The sequence below is a fragment of the Enterobacter sp. kpr-6 genome, from assembly GCF_900116015.1.
Lineage (GTDB): Bacteria > Pseudomonadota > Gammaproteobacteria > Enterobacterales > Enterobacteriaceae > Enterobacter_D.
Window position 1 is genome coordinate 447,986 of the sequence record NZ_FOYH01000002.1, and the last position, 15,555, is coordinate 463,540.

15 protein-coding genes are annotated in these 15,555 nt (G+C 56.4%); 8 read left to right on the forward strand and 7 right to left on the reverse strand.

What is annotated here, in order from left to right; genetic code table 11:
- Positions 1-2: 2 nt before the first annotated feature.
- The 7 genes from mrdB to lipA all read left to right on the forward strand — a co-directional run bounded on the left by mrdB (position 3) and on the right by lipA (position 7,101).
- Positions 3-1,115, forward strand: a complete 1,113-nt coding sequence (mrdB, locus tag BM373_RS06830; RefSeq protein WP_090460678.1) for a peptidoglycan glycosyltransferase MrdB — start codon at positions 3-5, stop codon at positions 1,113-1,115.
- Positions 1,116-1,125: 10 nt separating this feature from the next.
- Positions 1,126-2,283 carry an endolytic peptidoglycan transglycosylase RlpA gene (gene rlpA, locus BM373_RS06835; RefSeq protein WP_090460679.1) on the forward strand — a complete coding sequence of 386 codons (1,158 nt, stop codon included), beginning with the start codon at positions 1,126-1,128 and terminating at the stop codon, positions 2,281-2,283.
- Positions 2,284-2,424: 141 nt separating this feature from the next.
- Positions 2,425-3,636 (forward strand): D-alanyl-D-alanine carboxypeptidase DacA, encoded by a 1,212-nt coding sequence (dacA, locus tag BM373_RS06840; protein WP_090460680.1) that lies wholly within the window; start codon positions 2,425-2,427, stop codon positions 3,634-3,636.
- Positions 3,637-3,738: 102 nt separating this feature from the next.
- On the forward strand, positions 3,739-4,002 hold the full coding sequence (gene ybeD, locus BM373_RS06845; RefSeq protein ID WP_090460681.1) for a DUF493 family protein YbeD: 264 nt from the start codon (positions 3,739-3,741) through the stop codon (positions 4,000-4,002).
- An 87-nt stretch (positions 4,003-4,089) separates the two neighbouring features.
- The gene (gene lipB, locus BM373_RS06850) at positions 4,090-4,725 is read left to right on the forward strand and encodes a lipoyl(octanoyl) transferase LipB (RefSeq protein WP_090460682.1); all 636 of its coding nucleotides are present in this window, start codon (positions 4,090-4,092) and stop codon (positions 4,723-4,725) included.
- Between the two features lie 254 nt (positions 4,726-4,979).
- Positions 4,980-5,924, forward strand: a complete 945-nt coding sequence (locus tag BM373_RS06855; protein ID WP_090460683.1) for a YbeF family transcriptional regulator — start codon at positions 4,980-4,982, stop codon at positions 5,922-5,924.
- A gap of 211 nt (positions 5,925-6,135) precedes the next feature.
- Positions 6,136-7,101, forward strand: coding sequence for a lipoyl synthase (lipA, locus tag BM373_RS06860; protein ID WP_090460684.1), 966 nt, complete (start codon positions 6,136-6,138; stop codon positions 7,099-7,101).
- A 68-nt stretch (positions 7,102-7,169) separates the two neighbouring features.
- On the opposite strand, the gene tatE is transcribed toward lipA, so the two are convergent.
- Both tatE and BM373_RS06870 read right to left on the reverse strand, forming a co-directional pair.
- Positions 7,170-7,373: a twin-arginine translocase subunit TatE gene (gene tatE / locus BM373_RS06865; protein WP_090460685.1), complete on the reverse strand. Its 204-nt coding sequence runs from the start codon at positions 7,371-7,373 to the stop codon at positions 7,170-7,172.
- A gap of 127 nt (positions 7,374-7,500) precedes the next feature.
- Positions 7,501-8,295 carry a deaminated glutathione amidase gene (locus BM373_RS06870; protein ID WP_090460686.1) on the reverse strand — a complete coding sequence of 265 codons (795 nt, stop codon included), beginning with the start codon at positions 8,293-8,295 and terminating at the stop codon, positions 7,501-7,503.
- 87 nt (positions 8,296-8,382) lie between these two features.
- Here BM373_RS06870 and crcB point away from each other — a divergent pair, with 87 nt between their 5' ends.
- The gene (gene crcB / locus BM373_RS06875; RefSeq protein ID WP_090460687.1) at positions 8,383-8,766 is read left to right on the forward strand and encodes a fluoride efflux transporter CrcB; all 384 of its coding nucleotides are present in this window, start codon (positions 8,383-8,385) and stop codon (positions 8,764-8,766) included.
- 57 nt (positions 8,767-8,823) lie between these two features.
- Here the strand turns inward: crcB and cspE are convergent, their stop codons facing one another.
- From cspE to BM373_RS06900, 5 genes are all read right to left on the reverse strand, one after another.
- Positions 8,824-9,033 (reverse strand): transcription antiterminator/RNA stability regulator CspE, encoded by a 210-nt coding sequence (gene cspE, locus BM373_RS06880; protein WP_004100146.1) that lies wholly within the window; start codon positions 9,031-9,033, stop codon positions 8,824-8,826.
- Positions 9,034-9,226: 193 nt separating this feature from the next.
- Complete coding sequence (gene pagP / locus BM373_RS06885; protein WP_371261100.1) at positions 9,227-9,772, reverse strand: lipid IV(A) palmitoyltransferase PagP; 546 nt, start codon at positions 9,770-9,772, stop codon at positions 9,227-9,229.
- A 170-nt stretch (positions 9,773-9,942) separates the two neighbouring features.
- Positions 9,943-13,062, reverse strand: a complete 3,120-nt coding sequence (locus tag BM373_RS06890; protein WP_090460689.1) for an efflux RND transporter permease subunit — start codon at positions 13,060-13,062, stop codon at positions 9,943-9,945.
- On the reverse strand, positions 13,059-14,294 hold the full coding sequence (locus BM373_RS06895; protein ID WP_090460690.1) for an efflux RND transporter periplasmic adaptor subunit: 1,236 nt from the start codon (positions 14,292-14,294) through the stop codon (positions 13,059-13,061). Before BM373_RS06895 ends, BM373_RS06890 begins: the two co-directional genes overlap by 4 nt.
- A complete protein-coding gene (locus BM373_RS06900) occupies positions 14,291-15,547 on the reverse strand; it encodes a TolC family protein (RefSeq protein ID WP_090460691.1) in 1,257 nt (418 codons plus the stop codon). Before BM373_RS06900 ends, BM373_RS06895 begins: the two co-directional genes overlap by 4 nt.
- Between the last annotated feature and the right edge of the window lie 8 nt (positions 15,548-15,555).

Sequence of the window (15,555 nt, forward strand, 5' to 3'; positions counted from 1 at the left end):
TCATGACGGATAATCCGAACAAAAAATCGTTCTGGGATAAAATCCATATCGACCCCACTTTGTTGCTCATCATCCTGGCGCTGCTGGCCTACAGCGCGCTGGTGATCTGGAGCGCCAGCGGCCAGGATATTGGCATGACCGAACGTAAGATCGGCCAAATCGCCATGGGGCTGGTGGTGATGGTGGTGATGGCGCAAATCCCGCCGCGCGTTTATGAAGGCTGGGCACCCTATCTCTACATCATCTGCGTCATTTTGCTGGTGGCGGTGGACGCCTTCGGTGCGATCTCCAAAGGCGCGCAGCGCTGGCTGGATTTGGGCATTGTGCGTTTTCAGCCGTCGGAAATAGCTAAAATTGCCGTCCCGCTGATGGTGGCGCGCTTTATCAACCGCGATGTCTGCCCGCCCTCGCTGAAAAATACCGCCATTGCGCTGGTCCTGATTTTCATGCCAACGCTGCTGGTCGCGGCACAGCCCGATTTGGGCACCTCGATTCTGGTCGCGCTGTCCGGCCTGTTCGTGCTGTTTTTATCTGGCCTGAGCTGGCGGCTAATCGGCATCGCGGCGTTGCTGGTGGCCGCGTTCATCCCGATAATGTGGTTCTTCCTGATGCACGATTATCAGCGTCAGCGTGTGATGATGCTGCTCGATCCGGAAACCGATCCGCTGGGCGCGGGCTATCATATTATTCAGTCCAAGATTGCGATTGGCTCCGGCGGGCTGCGCGGTAAAGGCTTCCTGCACGGCACCCAGTCGCAACTGGAGTTTCTGCCCGAGCGCCACACCGACTTTATCTTTGCCGTGGTCGCGGAAGAACTGGGGCTGGTCGGCTTCCTCGTGCTGCTGGCGCTCTATTTGCTGCTGATTATGCGCGGGCTGTATATCGCCGCCCGTGCGCAAACCACTTTTGGTCGCGTGATGGCCGGTGGGTTAATGCTGATTTTATTCGTTTATGTCTTTGTAAATATTGGTATGGTGAGCGGTATCTTACCGGTCGTGGGCGTTCCCCTGCCGCTGGTCAGTTACGGAGGGTCAGCCCTCATTGTGCTTATGGCCGGGTTTGGGATCGTGATGTCTATCCATACCCACAGGAAAATGTTGTCAAAAAACGTATAAGAGGTGCGCAATGCGAAAGCTTTGGCTTGCAATCTGCATAGCAGGATCACTGGCGGCGTGTACCAGCGATGATGGTCAGCAGCAAACGACGGTCGCTGCGCCGCAGCCTGCGGTATGTAATGGCCCGATCGTTGAGATCGGCGGCGCTGAACCGCGTTATGAAGCGCCAAATCCGTCGGTAAATCAGGATTACGAACGCGACGGCAAGAATTATAAAATCGTGCAGGACCCGACGCGTTTCTCGCAGGCGGGACTTGCGGCGATCTATGACGCCGAACCTGGCAGCAACCTGACGGCCTCCGGGGAAGCGTTCGATCCGATGCAACTGACGGCGGCGCATCCGACGCTGCCGGTGCCAAGCTATGCGCGAATCACCAACCTCGCGAATGGCCGCATGATCGTGGTTCGCATTAACGATCGCGGTCCTTACGGTAACGATCGGGTGATTGCCCTCTCCCGCGCCGCTGCCGACAGGCTGAATAACTCTAACAATACAAAAGTGCGCATCGACCCGATTGTGGTCGCGCAGGACGGGACCCTCTCCGGCCCCGGCACCGCCTGTACGACCGTGGCGAAGCAAACCTATGCCCTGCCCGCTCGCCCGGATTTGAGCGGCGGACTGGGTAGCGCCTCCACGATGCCTGCACCCGCTCAGCCGGAAGGTAACGTGCAGGCGATCAGCAACGACACGCTGAAAAGCGAAGATACCATGGGCGCGCCAGTCAGCAGCGGCGGTTTCCTCGGCGCACCGACCACCCTCGCTAATGGGGTGCTGGAAGGTAACGAAGCGCCGGTCGAAGCACCGCAGCCTGTGGTTGCCGCACCTGTTGCCGCCCCCGTCTCCGCACCGGCAACACCGAACGCACCGGTCACCGCACCTGGTTCCGTGCAGGGTAGCGTAGCCCCTGCTGCGCCTGCCGCCGCACCTGCCGCACCTGCCGCCAGCGGCTATGTGGTACAGGTTGGCGCGGTAAGCGATCAGGCCCGTGCGCAGCAGTACCAGCAGCGTCTGGCACAGCAGTTTGCGGTTCCAGGGCGCGTGGCGCAAAACGGTGCGGTCTGGCGTATCCAGCTCGGCCCGTTCAGCAGTAAAGCTGATGCCGCCGCATTACAACAGCGCTTACAAAGTGAAGCCCAGTTGCAGTCGTTTATTACAAACGCGCAATAAGGCGCTAAAAGGTATCTGGCTTTGTCAATTTGTGTCAATTTCAGTCACAAAGTCATGCGCAAAGTCGGATGCCTGCCCTGATCGCTTTTGCTATAGTAAGGCACTTTTTTTAACTCCATCACGGATGTCGTTTTTCTGACCATGAAGACCACCTTTTCCGTTCGTCTAATGAAGCGCCTCGCGCTCACCACTGCTCTCACCGCAGCCACCCTCTCCGTTGCGCATGCCGATGATCTGAATATCAAGACCATGATCCCAGGCGTGCCGCAGATCGATGCTGAGTCTTATATCCTGATCGATTACAACTCAGGTAAAGTGCTGGCAGAGCAAAACGCCGATGCCCGCCGCGATCCGGCGAGTCTGACCAAAATGATGACCAGCTACGTCATCGGCCAGGCGATGAAAGCAGGTAAATTCAAAGAGACGGACCTGGTCACCATCGGTAACGATGCGTGGGCGACGGGCAACCCGGTATTTAAAGGTTCTTCCCTGATGTTCCTGAAACCGGGCATGCAGGTTCCGGTTTCTCAGTTAATTCGTGGTATCAACCTGCAATCCGGTAACGACGCCTGTGTGGCGATGGCCGATTTTGCCGCAGGCAGCCAGGATGCATTCGTCGGGCTAATGAACAGCTACGTGAACGCGCTGGGCCTGAAAAACTCCCATTTCCAGACCGTACATGGCCTGGATGCCGAAGGCCAGTTCAGCTCCGCACGCGACATGGCGCTGATTGGTCAGGCGCTGATCCGCGACGTGCCGAACGAATACACCATCTATAAAGAAAAAGAGTTCACCTTTAACGGCATCCGCCAGACCAACCGTAACGGTCTGCTGTGGGATAACAGCCTTAACGTTGACGGCATCAAAACTGGTCACACTGACAAAGCCGGTTACAACCTGGTGGCGTCGGCCACCGAAGGCCAGATGCGCCTGATCTCCGCCGTGATGGGCGGACGCACCTTTAAAGGCCGTGAAGCAGAAAGTAAAAAGCTGCTGACCTGGGGCTTCCGCTTCTTTGAAACCGTTAACCCGATCAAAGCCGGAAAAGAGTTCGCCTCTGAGCCAGCCTGGTTTGGCGATAGCGATCGCGCCTCGCTTGGCGTGGACAAAGACGTCTACCTGACCATCCCGCGTGGCCGCATGAAGGATCTGAAAGCCAGCTATGTGCTGACCAGCACCGAATTGCACGCGCCGCTGCAAAAGAACCAAGTGGTTGGCACCATCAATTTCCAGCTTGACGGCAAAACCATCGAGCAGCGCCCGCTGGTCGTGCTCCAGGAAATTCCGGAAGGTAATTTCTTTGGCAAAATCATCGACTACATCAAACTGATGTTCCATCACTGGTTTGGTTAAAAATTGCACACTTGAAAGTGTGATGTTCGTCCCCATATACTGTGTATCAATAAAACTCCCGCTTCTGGCGGGAGTTGTTCTTTTTTATAAGCCGGAGCTGACATGAAAACCAAACTTAATGAACTGCTGGAATTCCCGACCTCCTTTACCTATAAAGTGATGGGTCAGGCGAAACCCGAGCTGGTTGATCGGGTGGTTGAAGTGGTACAGCGCCATGCGCCAGGTGACTACTCTCCATCAGTAAAACCGAGCAGCAAAGGCAATTACCACTCGGTTTCTATTACCATCACCGCGACTCATATCGAGCAGGTTGAAACGCTGTACGAAGAGCTGGGCAATATCGACATCGTTCGCATGGTGCTGTAATCGTCTTCTGTGTTACCCGGTAACGATCGGGTAACATTTTCTCTGTGATATACTCGCCCCACCTATTTCTCCTTCGGAGATCCCGTTTTGCTTCAGGATACGATCCTTATCCGCCAGCTCGGTTTACAACCTTACGAGCCGATTTCCCAGGCGATGCATACCTTTACCGATACCCGCGACGACACCACACCGGATGAAGTCTGGCTGGTAGAACACTCTCCGGTTTTCACCCAGGGCCAGGCCGGAAAAGCCGAGCACGTGCTGATGCCGGGCGATATCCCGGTGGTCCAGAGCGATCGCGGCGGCCAGGTCACCTATCACGGGCCCGGCCAGCAGGTCATGTATGTGTTATTGGATCTGAAGCGCCGCAAACTGGGCGTGCGCGAGCTGGTGACGATACTCGAACAAACGGTGGTTGATACGCTGGCAGAACTGGATATTGACTCCCATCCCCGCGCGGATGCGCCGGGTGTCTATGTCGGCGAGAAGAAAATATGCTCGCTGGGATTGCGTATCCGTAAGGGCTGCTCGTTTCACGGGCTGGCATTAAATATCGCCATGGATTTAACCCCGTTTTTGCGAATTAATCCCTGCGGTTACGCCGGAATGGAAATGGCGCAGGTCAGCCAGTGGGTGCCCGATGCCTCGACCAGTAATATGGGTCCGCGTCTGGTTTCTCATTTAATGAAGCATTTAAATCATTCACCACATCAATATATTTAACCGTAAAATCTTCGGCATGTTGATAATTTTATCTGTCAGCATGCCGCCACGTATTACCCCCTCATTTTTCATCTAAAACATCCCTGTTTTTATACGCTAAACGTGATATCACCTGATTTTATGCGGCTACGGATAGTCTTAAAATCCTCGCTCCGTCACGCTATCGCTTTGAAAACGGGAGAAAATAGATATTAATAATGGCAAAAATATAATCTCAACTATTATTAAAGATGTGACAAACATGGAGTTGACGCGTGGATTACAACGATCGTCCGGAAAATCGACGTCCCGAGGAAGATAAACCGCAAATCTTCCGTACGCTGCGTAATATTGATCTTAATTTACTGACTATTTTTGAGGCAGTATATGTGCACAAAGGTATCGTCAACGCGGCGAAAGTGCTTAATCTCACCCCTTCTGCGATCAGTCAGTCTATTCAAAAACTGCGTACCATCTTTCCCGATCCGCTGTTTATTCGTAAAGGCCAGGGCGTCACACCGACCGCCTATGCCACGCATTTACATGAATATATCAGCCAGGGGCTGGAATCTATTCTCGGCGCGCTGGATCTGACCGGCAGCTACGATAAACAACGCACAATCACCATAGGCACCCCGCCGTCGCTGGGCGCGCTGGTCATTCCCACGATTTATCAGGCGATTAAAAAAGAGACCCCGCAGCTACTCTTGCGCAATATTCCGGTGGTGGATGGCGAAAACCAGCTCAGCCAGTTTCAGACCGATTTAATTATCGACACCCATCTGCCCAGCGCGCGGGCGCTAAGCCATCACGTGCTGTATGCCGACAGGCTGATGCTGGTCTGCCGTCAGGGTCACCCGATCCTGTCGCAGACGCTCAACACGCAAACCTTCCAGCAATATGAACATGCAATGTTGATGCTGGAAGGGCAGAATCTGAGTTCACTGCGCCAGCGGATCCATGAAATTTTTCCGGAGCGGCAGGTGAGTTTTAGCAGTTACAATATGTTTACCGTTGCGGCACTCATCGGTAACAGCGACCTGCTGGCCCTGATGCCCTCGCGTTTATTCACCCTTTTCAGCGCCTGCTGGCCGCTTGCTGAAATACCCTTCCCGCCCGTTAACAGTGAAAATATTGAAATATCGCTTTATTACAATAAGTTAAGTTTACGCGATCCGGTGCTGGAAAATGTCATTAACGTGATAACCCAGTCTTTTTGAGCGCGGTTTTCGCCTGGGCTTGCGGCATAAGCATGTTGGGCAAATGGCACAAAACAACAACTATTTTACATTTTAGCGGCCACTCAGGCTGCTTTAGCCCCCTTTTCAATGGTATACTGCGACGCAGGCGATTCAAAAATAGTTGATAAATACAACATTCCCTTGAATTGAAACGCTTTCCTTCGTTATTCGCAACTGGAACACGCACGCTATGAGTAAACCCATTGTGATGGAACGCGGTGTTAAATACCGCGATGCCGATAAAATGGCCCTTATCCCGGTTAAAAACGTGGTGACAGAGCGTGAAGCCCTGTTAAGAAAACCGGAGTGGATGAAAATCAAACTTCCGGCTGACTCTTCCCGTATCCAGGGTATCAAAGCGGCTATGCGCAAGAACGGGCTGCATTCCGTCTGCGAAGAAGCATCCTGCCCGAACCTTGCGGAGTGTTTCAATCACGGTACCGCCACCTTTATGATCCTCGGTGCTATCTGTACCCGTCGCTGTCCGTTCTGCGACGTGGCGCATGGTCGCCCGGTGGCACCGGATGCGAATGAACCCGCTAAACTGGCGCAAACCATCGCGGATATGGCGCTGCGCTATGTGGTCATCACCTCCGTTGACCGCGACGATCTGCGTGACGGTGGCGCTCAGCACTTCGCTGACTGCATCACTGCGATCCGCGAAAAAAGCCCGACGATTAAAATTGAGACGCTGGTGCCTGACTTCCGTGGTCGTATGGATCGCGCGCTGGACATTCTCACCGCCACTCCGCCGGATGTGTTTAACCACAACCTGGAAAACGTACCGCGCGTTTACCGCCAGGTGCGTCCGGGCGCGGACTATAACTGGTCGCTGAAGCTGCTGGAGCGTTTTAAAGAAGCGCACCCGGATATCCCGACTAAATCCGGCTTAATGGTCGGCCTGGGTGAAACTAACGCTGAAATCGTTGAAGTGATGCGCGATCTGCGTCGCCACGGCGTGACCATGCTGACGCTGGGCCAGTACCTGCAACCGAGCCGTCACCACTTACCGGTGCAGCGTTACGTCAGTCCGGATGAGTTTGATGAGATGAAAGCGGAAGCGCTGGCGATGGGCTTCACCCACGCAGCATGCGGCCCGTTCGTGCGTTCTTCTTACCACGCCGATATGCAGGCAAAAGGTCTGGAAGTGAAATAAGCGCGTTACAACTCGTTACAGACGCAGACAAAAAAACCGCCCTCAGGCGGTTTTTTTTTGCAGACCGGTCACTCTTTGTGAGTGAGTTTCTCTGCTGTGATGTCAGCATCAGCGGTTTTTTTCGCGCCGTTGTCGTCATCATTCATGGCTTTTTTGAAGCCTTTGATAGCAGCGCCAAGGTCACCACCCAGCGTACGCAACTTCTTGGTACCAAACAGCAGCACAACCAGTGCGGCCACTACCAACAGTTTGGTAATACTAATCTCACCCATAAATACCTTCTTTACTTAAACCTGGCTGCGAAATGCGCCCTATAACCTGACAGTATTAACGGTCATCTGGCGCGCGCACACAATAGCAATCTGTAACAAGGTGAATCAAGTGTTGTTTAAAAAAACATCACAATAATTGTGGTGGACCGAAGCGGCGGTTGCGAAGAACCGGCAGTTTTTCCCGCGTTTCATGAATACGCGCCTGGGTTACCTCGGCAAAAATTAGCTGTGGAGCTTCTGCGGCGGCGGCAATCGTCACGCCCTGTGGATCAATAATGCGGCTCTGGCCGATATTTTTATTGCCGCACTCCCCTGCCGCTACCACATAGCAAGTGGTATCCAGCGCGCGTGCGGCTAAAAGCGTGGCCCAGTGGTGCTCTTTAAGCGGACCGCGTACCCAGGCCGCCGGCAATACCAGAAGTTCAGCCCCCTGTAACGCCAGCGTCAACGCCAGCTCCGGGAAGCGTAAATCGTAGCAGGTCATCAGCCCTGTTTTGATTCCCGCAATCTCAATAACAGGGGCGACTTCGCCTCCGGCGTCCACCCACGTGGATTCCAGAATATTAAACGCATCATAGAGATGGAGCTTGGCATAGCGGGCAATAATTTCCCCTTCGCGGATCACCACCAGCGTGTTCACCGCCCTGCCCGCAACCGCCGCTGACGGCACATGCACGGTCAGTACCGTGGTCATGCTGTTACGGCGGCTTTCGTTCAGAACGCGTGTTAAAAAGCCGCCATCCAGCGTCTGAGCCGACTTCACCGACAGATGCGGATCGTCATCACTGCGCGCCAGCAAGGCTTCGGGGAGCACCAGCAGGGCAGCCTGATGCGCTGCCGCCTGCGCCATCAGCGCCACACAGGTGTCAGCGTTGGTTTCCCAGTGCGGGGTTACCGCGAATTGTCCGGCTGCGACGATCATGGTGTTGACTCCGAAATTGATAATAGCCAGAAGAGGCCCTCAGCATTACACTCATCACCCGAACAAATCAATTATCGGGAACTCAAGGTGGCACAACTTCTTTTTGCGGTGTTTATTGGCGGCGGAACGGGCAGCGTCCTGCGCTGGTTTTTAAGTCTGCGGTTAAATCCCACACACGTTGCGATCCCGGTCGGTACCCTGACCGCCAATCTGCTCGGCGCGTTTATTATCGGGGCAGGCCTGGCGTGGTTTAATCGCCTGACGCATATCGATCCGCTGTGGAAATTACTGATCACCACCGGCTTCTGCGGTGGCCTGACGACCTTCTCCACCTTTTCGGCGGAAGTGGTGTTTTTGTTACAGGAAGGGCGTTTTAGCTGGGCGCTGTTGAATGTGGCGCTGAACCTGTTCGGCTCATTTGCGATGACCGCGCTGGCATTCTGGCTTTTCTCAACGGTCAATGCGCAATAATCAGGCGAAAAAAAACCCGCTTCTCAGCGGGTTTTTGAATTCTGTCTTATCGCTAACTTAGATAGGCATTACGTTAGCAGCAGAAGGGCCTTTGGCACCGTTAGTGATTTCAAACTCAACGCGCTGACCTTCAGCCAGAGTTTTGAAACCATTGCTCTGGATTGCAGAGAAGTGTACGAACACATCTTTGCTGCCATCTTCCGGAGTAATGAAACCGAATCCTTTGGACTCATTAAACCACTTAACGTTACCTTTAATCTTAGACATCTAAATTACCTTTACATGAAAAAACGACACAAATGCTGTGTCGGGTATCAGTACAACAATTGTCGTGGGTTTTGTCCAGTCGATATTTACGAAAAAGTGATAAATGTCGCTAAGTTTTTTCAATATGCGCCGTTATTCCCTTTTCAGTCAGACAACAAGAAGTCCTGACCTTCCGGGATGAAAAACACCGCCATTAAAACTGAAAACGCATCCAGGCGAAGTATACATTGCCGTTATTATAGGTCCCCGGAATGTATGTCATCTGAAACGTTGCCGGACCATAACCCACTGAGGCCAGCGGTAACACCAGCGGAACAGGAATATACTTCCAGTTATCACGCGCCGTAACACCCGCCGTAAAACCCAGCCCTGCGTGAACATTTTCGTCAGCCAGCGGACGCCAGGTTTTCTCCCACCCGTAGCCGCCTATCGGCTCCCATTTGTTATAGGAGTCTTTAAATGCCATGACGTACAACCCGTGCCAGTTGCCTTTCTCATCCCACCTGGACTGACCAAACCCCGCGCCCCACGGGCGTTCGTTGTAGCGATCGGTCTTTTCTTTGTCATAGGCAAACCGGGCGTGCCAGGTAATGGCAGGCACATACGCATCCACATGTTCAGGCTGTTGCCAGGTCTGCGCCACGTTATCAGACAGTGTCGAAAACCAGCCTTTATCAGCCGCACTCGCTATACCCGATTGAACACAAATAAATAAAACAAAAAACGCAAATTTATTCAAAACCACCACAGCTCAATGACCATTTTTCATATTCAACCAGCAGGGTTACATAATTTATATGAATGAATCCTTAACGAAATGGGGATGCTCTGAAAAAATACGTAAAGAAGCGCCTGATATAAGATGAATCTTATCCCGGAATAGCGCCCGGCTATTCCGGGCGCTAACGATTAACCGCGACGATGCAACAGTAAATAGACGGCAGGAATAACAAACATAGAAAGTAGAGGCGCGGTGATCATGCCGCCGATCATTGGCGCGGCAATACGGCTCATCACCTCCGATCCGGTGCCACCGCCCCACATAATGGGCAGCAGCCCCGCCATGATGGTGGCGACCGTCATCACTTTTGGCCGCACGCGCAGCACTGCGCCCTCATGGATCGCCTGTATCACATGCCGGTTTTCCGTCTGTTCCTCATGGATGCGATATTTCGCAAGAGCCTGATTTAAATAGAGCACCATAATAACGCCAAATTCCGCGGCGACACCGGCAAGGGCGATAAATCCCACCGCCCCTGCGACCGACAAATTATATCCCAGCAGCCACAACAGCCACACGCCGCCAATTAATGAGAAGGGTAATGTCCCCATAATTAACAGGGCGTCTGAGATTCGCCGGAAGGTAATAAAAAGTAAGACAAAAATAATACACAGCGTCACCGGTAATACCACTTTCAGCTTTTGCGTAGCGCGCTCCAGATACTCAAACTGCCCGGACCAGGAGAGAGTCACCCCCTGCGGCAGCGCCACCTGCTCCGCCACCCGCGCCTGCATCTCCTCCACCGCCGATTTCAGATCCCGCCCGCGCAGATCGACATAAATCCAGTTCGACAACCGCGCATTCTCGCTTTTCAGCATCGGCGGCCCTTCACTCAGCGTGATCTCCGCCAGTTCACCCAGCGCGATCTGACTGCCAGACGTGGTCATCACCGGTAACTGGCGCAGATTGTCGACGTTATCGCGTAACCCGCGCGGGTAGCGGATATTAATCGGATAGCGCTCGCGCCCGGAAAGCACTTCGCCCACGTTCTCCCCGCCGACAAGCGTAGACACCAGCGACTGCAACTCCTTCACCGACACACCATAGCGCGCCGCCTGCGCCCGGTTAATAGTGATATCCACATAGCGCCCTCCGCTCAGTCGCTCCGCCAGCGCCGACGTCACCCCCGGCACCGATTTCACCACCTGCTCAATCTGCTGCGCCACCCGCTCGATATCACCAATATTGTTACCGTTCACCTTAATCCCGACCGGGCTTTTAATGCCCGTCGCCAGCATATCCAGACGGTTACGGATCGGCGGCACCCAGACGTTAGCAATCCCCGGCACGGTGACGGTTTTATCCAGCTCCTCAATCAGTTTCGCGGTGGTCATGCCGGGTCGCCACTGGTCGCGCGGCTTAAAGCGGATGGTCGTTTCCAGCATGGTGAGCGGGGCCGGATCGGTCGCCGTCTCCGCTCTGCCCGCTTTGCCGAAGACGCTCTCCACTTCCGGCACGCGCTTGATCAGGCGGTCCGTTTGCTGCAGTAAACGCCCGGCCTCGCGCGCCGAAATCCCCGGGAGCGTGGAGGGCATATAGAGTAAATCACCCTCATCGAGCGGCGGCATAAACTCACTGCCGAGACGACTGAGCGGCCAGGCCGTGACGCACAGCAGCAGCACGGCGAGGGCAATCGTCACCTTCGGCCAGGCGAGCACCTTATCCAGCAGCGGTTCATAGGCGCGAATAAGCCAGCGGTTAACCGGATTCGCTTTCTCATCCGGGATGCGCCCGCGAATAAAATAGCCCATCAGCACCGGCACCAGCGTGATCCCCAGTCCCGCCGCCACCGCCATCGACCAGGTTTTGGTGAACGCCAGCGGGGAGAACATCCGCCCTTCCTGCGATTCCAGCGAGAACACCGGAATAAACGACAGCGTAATAATGAGCAGGCTGCAAAACAGCGCCGGGCCAACCTCTACCGCTGCCTGTTCCGATAAGCGCCAGTAATCCGCCGATCCCGGCGCGCGTCCCGGATTATCGTGCCGCCACTGCTCCAGCACTTTGTGCATGTTTTCAATCATCACAATCGCCGCATCCACCATCGCGCCGATGGCGATGGCAATCCCGCCGAGCGACATAATGTTGGCGTTGATGCCCTGATAGTGCATCACGATAAACGCCCCCAGAATGCCCAGCGGCAATGAAACCATCGCCACCAGCGCCGAGCGAAAATGAAATAAAAACAGCGTGCAGACCAGCGCCACCACCACAAACTCCTCAATCAGTTTGTGAGTCAGCGTCTCCACCGCCTGTTCAATCAGCGTTGAGCGGTCATATACCGGTACGATCTCCACTCCTTCCGGCAGCGTTTTCTGCAACGCCGAAAGTTTCGCTTTCACCGCATGTAACGTCTCCAGCGCGTTCTTGCCGTAGCGCATGACGATGATCCCGCCCGCCACTTCCCCTTCGCCGTTGTACTCCGCCACGCCGCGGCGCAACTCCGGCCCCAGGCGCACGCTGGCGACATCGGAAAGCAGCACCGGCACCCCGCCGCGGCTGTCGATCACCACCTCACGAAATTCCGCCAGATCCTTCAGGTAGCCGCTGGTGCGCACCATAAATTCGGCTTCGCCCATCTCAATCACCGCGCCGCCGCTCTCCTGGTTCGCCGCCTGCACCGCCGTCACCAGTTGTTCATGGGTGATCGACAGCGCGCGCATTTTGGCCGGATCGGGCACGATCTGATACTGGCGCACCATCCCGCCCACGCTTGCCACTTCCGCCACATTGGGCACGGTTTTAAGCTCAAACTTCAGCGTCCAGTCCTGTAATGCCCGCAAATCGGCCAGATTGTGCCTGCCGCTGCGATCGACCAGCGCATACTCATAAATCCACCCCACCCCGGTGGCATCCGGCCCCAGTTCCACCTTGACCCCGGCGGGCAGTTGCGACTGCACCTGGCTTAAATACTCCAGCACCCGCGAGCGCGCCCAGTAGAGATCGGTGCCGTCGTCAAACAGCACATACACATACGCGTCGCCAAACATCGAAAATCCGCGCACGGTTTTCGCCCCCGGCACCGACAGCATGGTGGTGGTGAGCGGATAATTGACCTGGTTTTCGATAATCTGCGGCGCTTTGCCGGGGTAGCTGGCGCGCACGATCACCTGCACATCCGAGAGATCGGGCAGCGCATCCAGCGGCGCGCGGGCGAGCGACCACACGCCCCAGCACGCCATCACAATGGCGGCAAGCAGCACCAGCAGACGGTTACGCAGCGAGGCGCGAATCACGGCAGCAATCATTTCGCGTCCTCCATCGGCATGGTGTGGTTATGCGTCGCATCCTGCGCGGGAGACGCGGGGAGCGCGCTGCGCAGACTGGCTTCGGAGTCGATCAGGAACTGGCCGGAGGTCACCACGTTATCGCCTTCCTGTAGCCCGCTGACGATCTGTGTCCAGCCACCGGCGGTGATCCCGGTTGTCACGTTCACCGGTTTGAAATAGCCGTCGCCGCTTGCCACCAGCACCCGACGTTGCGTGCCGGTATCAATCAGCGCCTCTTCCGGCACCGCCAGCACCGCTGGCTGGGCGGCGGCGGCACTCTGCGTGACGGTTAAGAACATGCCGGGCCGCAGTTTTTGCGCCGGATTTTCCAGCACGATGCGCGCTTTCAACGTGCGGGTGGTGGGATCAAGCTGCGGCAACAGTTCGCTCACCCGCCCGTGAAACACCTCCCCGCCCTCAGCGGCGGTGGCGCTGACCTCGCTGCCCACGCGCAATGCCTGCGCCTGGCCCGGCGAGTAGTCCACCACCAGCCAGACCGGATCGAGGCTGGCGATTTCAAACAGCGGCTGAGTGGCGGTCACCTGTGCGCCTTCGCGGGCGTCGAGCTTCACCACAAATCCCGCGCGTTTCGCCCGCAGGGTTAAGCGTGTCTGCGGCTGATGGCGACGCTCCAGCTCCTGCACAATGGATTCCGGCATAAATTGCAGCGCCAGCCGCGCCCGCGCCGCCCGCGTCAGTGCCGCATCACCCAACTGGCGAACGGCGAGATACTCCTGCTGGGCCGCCGTCCACTGCGGGATCCACAGTTGCGCCAGCGGCTCCCCGGCTTTTACCCACTGCTGCGGGGCGCGAACAAACAGCGTTTCCACTACCCCGTTTGCAGGCGCGGGAACCGCCTGAATGCTGCGCTCGTCGGTGGTCACGGTGGCGAAGGCGGAAAACGCCGGAGCCAGCGCCCGTTTCTCCGCGCGGGCCACCGTCATGCCGAGATTTTGCTGCTGCCTGGCGCTGATTGCCACGCTGCCAGCCGGGGTTTCATCGGCGTAGCGCGGGACCAGATCCATATCCATAAACGGCGATTTGCCCGGCTTATCAAAACGTTCGGTAGGCATCATCGGATCGTACCAGTAGAGCACCTGGCGCTCCGGCGTTTGCGCGGCGGGCGCGTCGTGACGTTGCCCGAAATAATATCCGCCGCCCGCGGCCAGCCCGATGACGACAAGCGCCGCCACACTTTTCCATTGGTTCATTCTGCTAACTCCTCGGGGATCAGCCAGCGCAGCGCGGCCCAGCTTTGCGCCATCTCTTTTTCAGCCTGATTAATGCCAAGCCGCGTCTCCAGCAGGCTGCGACGGGCCTCCAGCACCTCTGGCAGTTCGGACTGCCCGGCGCGGTATTGTGCGGCCAGCAACTGCACCCGCTGCTGCCACAGCGGTAAAATTTCATCGCGCTGGCGCAACCACAGGGTTTGCGCCGCCCGGTACTGAGCTATCAGCGCCTGCACCTGGGCCTGATGCTCGCGCCCGGTTTGCGCCAGTTGATCATTGGCCTGCATCGTGCGCGACAGGTCGGCGGCGTGATCCCGGTCCTGGCGCTGGGCGCGAAACAGCGGCAAATCGACGGTAAACATGACGCCCGCCAGATCGTCGTTGCCTTCCGAGCGATGACCGTAATAGACCTCCACTTCCACATCGGGAATAGCGGCAATTGCCGATTGCGCGGAACGGGCTTTGGCGGTGTTGGCTTCACGCTGCGCGGCGATCATTTCCGGGTGCTGATTCACGCCGTCGATCAGCGTTTTCTCATCGGCAGGCAGCCGTTCGTAGTGCGGTAGCGCGCCACTGACTGCGGTGACGTTTTCCCCGGTCAACTGCATCAGGCGGGTTTGCGCCAGTTGCACATCGCGTTCTGTCAGTGTGAGCCGATCGCGCATCGCACTGAGGGTCATTTGCAGCGCCAGCACGCTGTTGGGCGCTGCACTGCCCGCCGCGACGCTGGCTTTTTGCGCCCCCTGCTGTTGCACGGTTTCCGCTACCAGTTTTTGCGCGGCGTCCCGCGCCTGAAGGGAGAGCGCCAGATCCAGCCACGCCTGGGCGGTATCCCGTTGCAGCGCGGCGCGCGTGGTTTGCGCCTGCGCCTGGACGCTTTGCGCTTCGGCGATCAGGGTCTGCGCTTTACGCTCGCGTTTTTCCGCGCTGACGTACTGCTGCATCACGCCGATGCGCTGCATGGTCATGCCTTCGCGGGTAAAACGGCGGTCGTTGTTGCCCTGCACCGGCAGGTTTTCGAGGCCAAATTTCAGTTTCGGATCGGGCAACTGGCGGGCGGAATCCGCCATCGCATCCAGTGCCTGCACCTCGTTATGGCGGGCAGAAAGTTCAGCGGAGTAGCGCTGGGCGGCGGACAGGGTTTGCGCGAGCGTCCATGACTCCGCCTGCGCGGCGGAGCACATAACACTCAGCATCACCCCACCGAGCCACAGACTCAGTGTGTGTTGTTTCATTGTCTCTC